This window comes from Psychrobacter sp., assembly GCF_018260395.1.
In the GTDB taxonomy this organism is placed as follows: domain Bacteria; phylum Pseudomonadota; class Gammaproteobacteria; order Pseudomonadales; family Moraxellaceae; genus Psychrobacter.
Map to the genome: position 1 here is coordinate 1 of NZ_JAGLBC010000135.1, position 6275 is coordinate 6275.

The window sequence follows — 6275 nt, forward strand, 5'->3', positions numbered from 1 at the left end:
TCAGGTGTTCTTTAATATTACGTAGCGTTGCACTTGGTGTGTTAATCTAAGAATTGATAGATATTACTTAGCTGTGCTAACTTATTGAGACTATTACTTAAAATTGATTAAAGAATTTTGAAATGTAACTCTTATTTTTTAATCTGGTTATTAAACCTTAATTTTTATTTGATTTTAAATTGTTAAATCAACAAACTCTGATGACTCAACTCCATTCATTCTATAATTTGAGGCGCTATCATGAAAAACTTTAAAATAAAGACAAATCTTATATTACTGGCCGGTTCAGCAACTTTGATTTCGGCTTGTGCCACTCAAACTGCTCCTCAAACATCAAGTATGTATAACAACCTACAATCTGCCGACATGATTGTGACCAATGCCAAAGTTGCGGTGATGGACAAAAAACGTACCATTAGTGAAGCGATTGCGGTGAAGGACGGTAAAGTCCTACGCACTGGTAGCAATGATGAAATTTTGCGTTTAAAAGATGGACACACTCAAGTTATTGACGGACATGGTAGAACCTTAATACCTGGTCTTAACGACTCTCATTTACATATTACTCGTGGCGGCCGCTTTTATAACTCTGAACTACGCTGGGATGGGGTGACCTCATTAAAAGAGGCACTGCGTATGCTAAAAGAGCAGGCACAAAGAACACCTAAAGGCCAATGGGTAAGAGTAGTTGGCGGTTGGTCACCGTATCAGTTTGAAGAAAAGCGTATGCCTACGATTGAGGAAATCAACGAAGCTACCGGGGACACGCCAGCCTTCGTTTTGTATTTGTACAGCCGTGGTTGGCTTAACAAAGCGGGCTTAAAAGCGTTAAATATTGACCGCAATACACAGCCGCCAAACAATGAAAGCCGTTATGAAAAAGATGCCAACGGCGACCCTACTGGAGTGCTATTGGCTGAACCTAATGCTATGATTCTATATCTGGTTATCGGTAAGATGCCTGCCTTGACGGAAGCGGAAATGATCAACTCATCGCAGCAATTTAACCATGAGTTAAACCGTTTTGGTCTTACTAGTGCGATTGATGCAGGTGGTGGTGGTCATAGCTTCCCGGATGATTATGAAGCCTCAAAAGCATTGGCAACTAGCGGTGATTCCTCTTTACGTATCTCTTATTATTTATTTCCACAAAAAGCAGGTGAGGAAAAACAAGCTTTTGAAAAATGGATGGCCAACAATCAAGCTTCTGTCAATGAAGACATTGCCCATGACCATGGTTATGAACTAAAAGGCGGCGGCGAGTATATGACTTGGGCAGCCGGTGACTTTGAAAACTTTTTAGCGGAAAAACCATTGATCGAAAACAACAAAGGCTGGCGTGAGAGCACCAAAGAAATTATCCAAATGCATGTTGATAAAGGCTGGCCCTTTAGACAACATTCCACCTATGGCGAGAACACCAAGCTAATTGTTGACTTGGTTGATGAGATTGACCGTGAGAATAATCATAAGATTAGAGATAAAATGCGCTGGGCAATCGACCATGGTGAAACCATTAATGATGAAACCCTGCGTGAAATCAAACGCCTAAATGGTGGCATTTCAGTACAAGATCGTATGGCATATGCCGGCGAATATTTCGTTGAGCGCTATGGTGCGCAAGAGGCGAAGACCACCCCGCCAATTAAGAAAATTTATGACATGGGAATTCCATTGGGTTCAGGAACAGATGGCACTCGTGTCGCTAGTTATAATCCATGGATATCCCTATATTGGATGACCACAGGTAAAACAGTTGGCGGCATGCAGCTTTATGATAAAGACAACCTGTTAGATCGAGACGATGCTCTAGAGGTGTACACTAGTGGCAGTGCTTGGTTCTCTAATGAAGAAGATGTCAAAGGTACCCTTGAGCCAGGTAAGTACGCTGACTTTGCGTTGCTCTCCGACGACTATTTCACAGTTCCAGAAGAAAAAATTAAGACCATCGAGTCAGTACTCACTGTAGTAGACGGCAATATAGTCTATGGCGCAGGCGAATATAACAAACTAAACCCTCAACTTCCTCCAGTTATCCCAAGTTGGTCTCCAGTGAAGTATTATGGTGGTTATCAAAATTTGCACAAGCCAGCCGCTAAATAAATAACAGATAAGCATTTCAATTTTTTCAAGAATCGGTCTCTTTATAAGTAGGCCGATTTTTAGCTTAAAAGGATTTAATTAATCAGGTCAGCGCATAAACCCAACTAAAACTATAATTTTTACCTTCAAGCTTTTAGGGCGCTAAGTATTTTAGGGCGCTAACTATAACTATTTTATTGCCTTTTTATCTTAGGAACAGTTGTTACGATTTCACCACGATGACACTACTGTCAAAGCCTTAATAAATTAAGAATATTTTGTTATGTTGTTAGCACTGATAAAGAACTTAATCACGCTTTGTCAGCTTTACTAGGTACGGTATTATTTAATAACTATGTGACGAACACTTTAATGATAAACAAAAATTAAGCGTTGAAAAATTAAATGATGAAAAAAAACTAAGCATAAGTAAGTTAGATATAGACCGAATATAAAAGAGTGCAAGTTAGATTTATTCTAAAAAGTATTCGTTTTAGCAAATTAAAAGCTCGAAGTTATTCATCATAGACACAGCTCGCTCCAGTCAATAAAACGTTACCCTATTATTGACTTTAAAAATGAGTGATTATAGTAAATTAACCTGCTTTGAATAAAATGTTAGCCACCTCAATCAATAATAACTTTAAAAAAAGTTTATAAATAGAAAAGGAAGCCACTATGAGCGATATATTTAATGTAAAAGACAAGATAACGATAGAAGGCAAAGATCATGCCTATTATAGCCTACCCAAACTTGCTGAAAAATACCCCAATATTAATCGCCTACCCTACAGCATGAAAGTGGTTTTAGAGAACTTACTGCGTAACGAAGATGGCGGTCAGTCTGTGGGTGAAAACCATATTGAAGCGGTTGCAAATTGGGATGCTGCTGCTACCCCATCGCAAGAGATAGCTTTCATGCCTGCTCGCGTTGTGCTACAAGACTTCACTGGTGTCCCTTCGGTAGTAGATCTAGCCGCTATGCGCGATGCTATTGTTAAACTTGGCGGCGATGCCAAACAAATTAATCCTTTTATTCCCAGTGAATTGGTCGTTGATCACTCTGTTCAAGTAGACGTTTATGGCCGTGCAGATGCTTTAGATTTAAACAAAAAAATTGAGTTTAAGCGCAATAATGAGCGTTATGAGTTCTTGCATTGGGGCAAAAATGCCTTCGAAAATTTTGTGGTCGTACCACCAGCTACTGGTATCGTGCACCAAGTTAACCTTGAGTATTTAGCCCGTGTGGTGATGGCTAGCGAACAAAATGGGGAACTTACAGCTTATCCAGATACTGTATTTGGTACGGATAGCCATACCACTATGATCAATGGCGTGGGTGTTTTAGGTTGGGGCGTTGGCGGTATTGAAGCGGAGGCGGCTATGCTAGGTCAGCCTTCATCTATGCTAATTCCTGAAGTGGTTGGGTTTGAAATCACTGGCAAACTTGCTGAAGGAGTTACCGCAACTGACTTAGTACTGCGTGTGGTTGAAATGTTGCGTGCACACGGCGTGGTAGGCAAATTTGTTGAGTTTTATGGTGAAGGTCTTCAATATCTTCCGCTTGCTGACAGAGCAACCATCGCCAATATGGCGCCAGAATATGGTGCTACTTGTGGTATCTTCCCAATTGATCAAATTGCTATAGATTATCTACGCCTATCAGGTCGTGCAGAGTCACAGATTGAACTGGTGGAGACGTATGCTAAAGCACAAGGCCTGTGGCATGATCTTAATACCCCAGATGCCACTTATTCAAGTAACTTAACCCTTGATATCTCAACAGTTGTACCCTCTCTTGCCGGACCTAAATTGCCTCATCAACGTGTGCCACTTACTGAGATGCACCAAAGCTTTAATAAAACCTTGATAGAGATGACTAAAGATCGTAAAGCTGAAGTTGTGGGTAAAGTGCGCTTTGATCAAGAAGGTGGCGAGCAAGCACAGGCAGATAAGCTTGCAGCAGAGCCTCACATTGATGTTGATGTAGAAGACAAAGATAGCAATGATGTAAATAAGAAACAAAGTATTTATTCTACCGTTTGTATTAATGATAAAGAGCATAAGCTTAATGATGGCTCAGTAGTTATTGCGGCGATTACTTCGTGTACCAATACTTCAAATCCAGCGGTAATGATTGGTGCAGGCTTGGTAGCCAAAAACGCTGCCGCTAAAGGTTTAAAAGCCAAGCCTTGGGTCAAAACGTCATTGGCACCAGGCTCTAAAGTAGTGACCGATTATCTTGAAAAAACCAATTTAATGGATGAGCTTGAAAAAGTAGGTTTTTATTTAGTCGGTTATGGCTGTACTACTTGTATCGGTAACTCAGGCCCGCTGCCAGAGGTAGTTGAAAAAGGAATTGAAGAGAACGACTTGGTGGTAGCCTCTGTACTGTCAGGTAACCGTAACTTTGAGGGGCGCATCCACTCGCATGTCAAGACCAACTATCTAGCATCTCCGCCTCTGGTAGTGGCATACGCTTTAGCTGGTACGGTCGATATTGATCTGACCAAAGATCCGTTAGGCGTAGATAGCGAAGGCAATGATGTTTATCTAAAAGACATATGGCCTACCACCGCCCAAATTGATGAATTAATTGCTAAAAACATCAATGCTGAGATGTTCCATAAAAATTATGGTGAAGTCTTTGACGGTAGCGCTGAGTGGAACGCTATTCATTCTGCTGAGAGTCAACTTTATCCTTGGAGTGAAGCATCATCATACATTAAGAACCCTCCTTTCTTCGATGACATGACAATGGAACCTGAAGGTATCAAAGATATCCAAAATGCTCGTATTTTAGGAGTGTTTGGGGATTCTATTACCACTGACCATATTTCTCCTGCAGGTAATATTGATGCTAATTCTACAGCCGGCCAGTATTTGAAAAACCGCGGTATATTAGAAGCTGACTTTAACAGCTATGGCTCACGCCGTGGTAATGACGCAGTGATGACCCGCGGTACGTTTGCTAATATCCGCATCAAAAACTTAATGATGAGCGGCAAAGAAGGTGGTTATACCTATTATTTTAAAGAAGATAAAGCAACGCTCAAAGATGGTAAAGAGATGACCATTTATGACGCTGCTATGAAATATCGTGAGGATGGTCGTACGCTTGTGGTATTAGGCGGTCAGCAATATGGGACAGGTTCAAGTCGTGACTGGGCAGCCAAAGGTACGATATTGCTTGGCGTAAAAGCCGTGTTAGCAGGGTCATTTGAACGTATTCATCGTTCAAACTTAGTCGGCATGGGGGTATTGCCATTAACCTTTAAAGCAGGCGAAAGCATTCAATCGCATAACTTAGATGGTTCAGAAGTACTCAGTATTACCGGTCTTGACAATGGGGAAAGCAAAACTGCCACAGTTACTGCAACCCGTGCCGACGGCAGCACCGAAACCTTTGAAGTGAATGTTATGTTACAAACGCCAAAAGAGCGTGAATATGTACGTCATGGCGGTGTGTTGCACTATGTATTACGTGAGTTAGCAACAGAAAATCAAGCCTAAACTATATTTGAAGCCTATAAGGGTTTTAATAAAAACTTGATGATTAAATGAATAATGCCCGACCTATTGGTTGGGCATTTTTTATTATTGGTGGTTAATTTTCTTTTGCTGTTGTAATTAATTATCCTTAAATAGAGACGTCCACCGGTTAATTATATAGAGCATGACTGGCCAAAAACTGGTATTGATAATATCATGGATACTGTCTCTTAAATTATCGCCTGTAATGTTGGGATAATTAACTCTTAAATCCAAAAACTCTCCAGCTAAAGCAAAAAGTATAGACATCAATAAAGCGATATTTAAACGAATGATATAATTTCTATTGAGAGGTCGAGTCAATAATAGACTTAAGACAAAAACACCAATACCAACATAAATATGTAACGCATCTCTTTCAAGACCCGTTATAGTCATGATGTGTAATTTAAAATTTTGAAAATCTACCAATTTTGACTCCAAATTTATTTCAAGACAGGTGTCCTAAATTTTTTCGAAACTCTACACGACTAAAAACTCTACACTATTAAAAATACAGCAAAAGTATAGGCTGGAAAGCCTACAGTATGATAAGGGTTTGTTTGAGTTATTTGTACTCAGAAAAGAGAGTTAAGATAATTTAAACTAAGTAATCGAACAGAAATATATTATAATACCAACTTTCCATAACATTCATAATA

At 39.9% G+C, this 6275-nt stretch carries 3 protein-coding genes; 2 read left to right on the forward strand and 1 reads right to left on the reverse strand.

Annotated features, from left to right (window positions below; translation table 11 throughout):
• The first annotated feature begins 240 nt into the window (after positions 1–240).
• Both QZ265_RS09185 and acnA read left to right on the forward strand, forming a co-directional pair.
• Positions 241–2103 carry an amidohydrolase gene (locus QZ265_RS09185; protein WP_296405527.1) on the forward strand — a complete coding sequence of 621 codons (1863 nt, stop codon included), beginning with the start codon at positions 241–243 and terminating at the stop codon, positions 2101–2103.
• Between the two features lie 657 nt (positions 2104–2760).
• A complete protein-coding gene (gene acnA, locus QZ265_RS09190; protein WP_296405528.1) occupies positions 2761–5595 on the forward strand; it encodes an aconitate hydratase AcnA in 2835 nt (944 codons plus the stop codon).
• A 117-nt stretch (positions 5596–5712) separates the two neighbouring features.
• Here acnA and QZ265_RS09195 read toward each other — a convergent pair whose 3' ends face one another.
• On the reverse strand, positions 5713–6045 hold the full coding sequence (locus tag QZ265_RS09195; protein ID WP_296405530.1) for a hypothetical protein: 333 nt from the start codon (positions 6043–6045) through the stop codon (positions 5713–5715).
• Positions 6046–6275 lie beyond the last annotated feature (230 nt).

Excerpts from the sequence above, each read along its gene's own strand:
- QZ265_RS09185 (WP_296405527.1), top strand. The coding sequence starts at position 241 with ATGAAAAACTTTAAAATAAAGACAAATCTTATATTACTGGCCGGTTCA.
- acnA (WP_296405528.1), top strand. The coding sequence starts at position 2,761 with ATGAGCGATATATTTAATGTAAAAGACAAGATAACGATAGAAGGCAAA.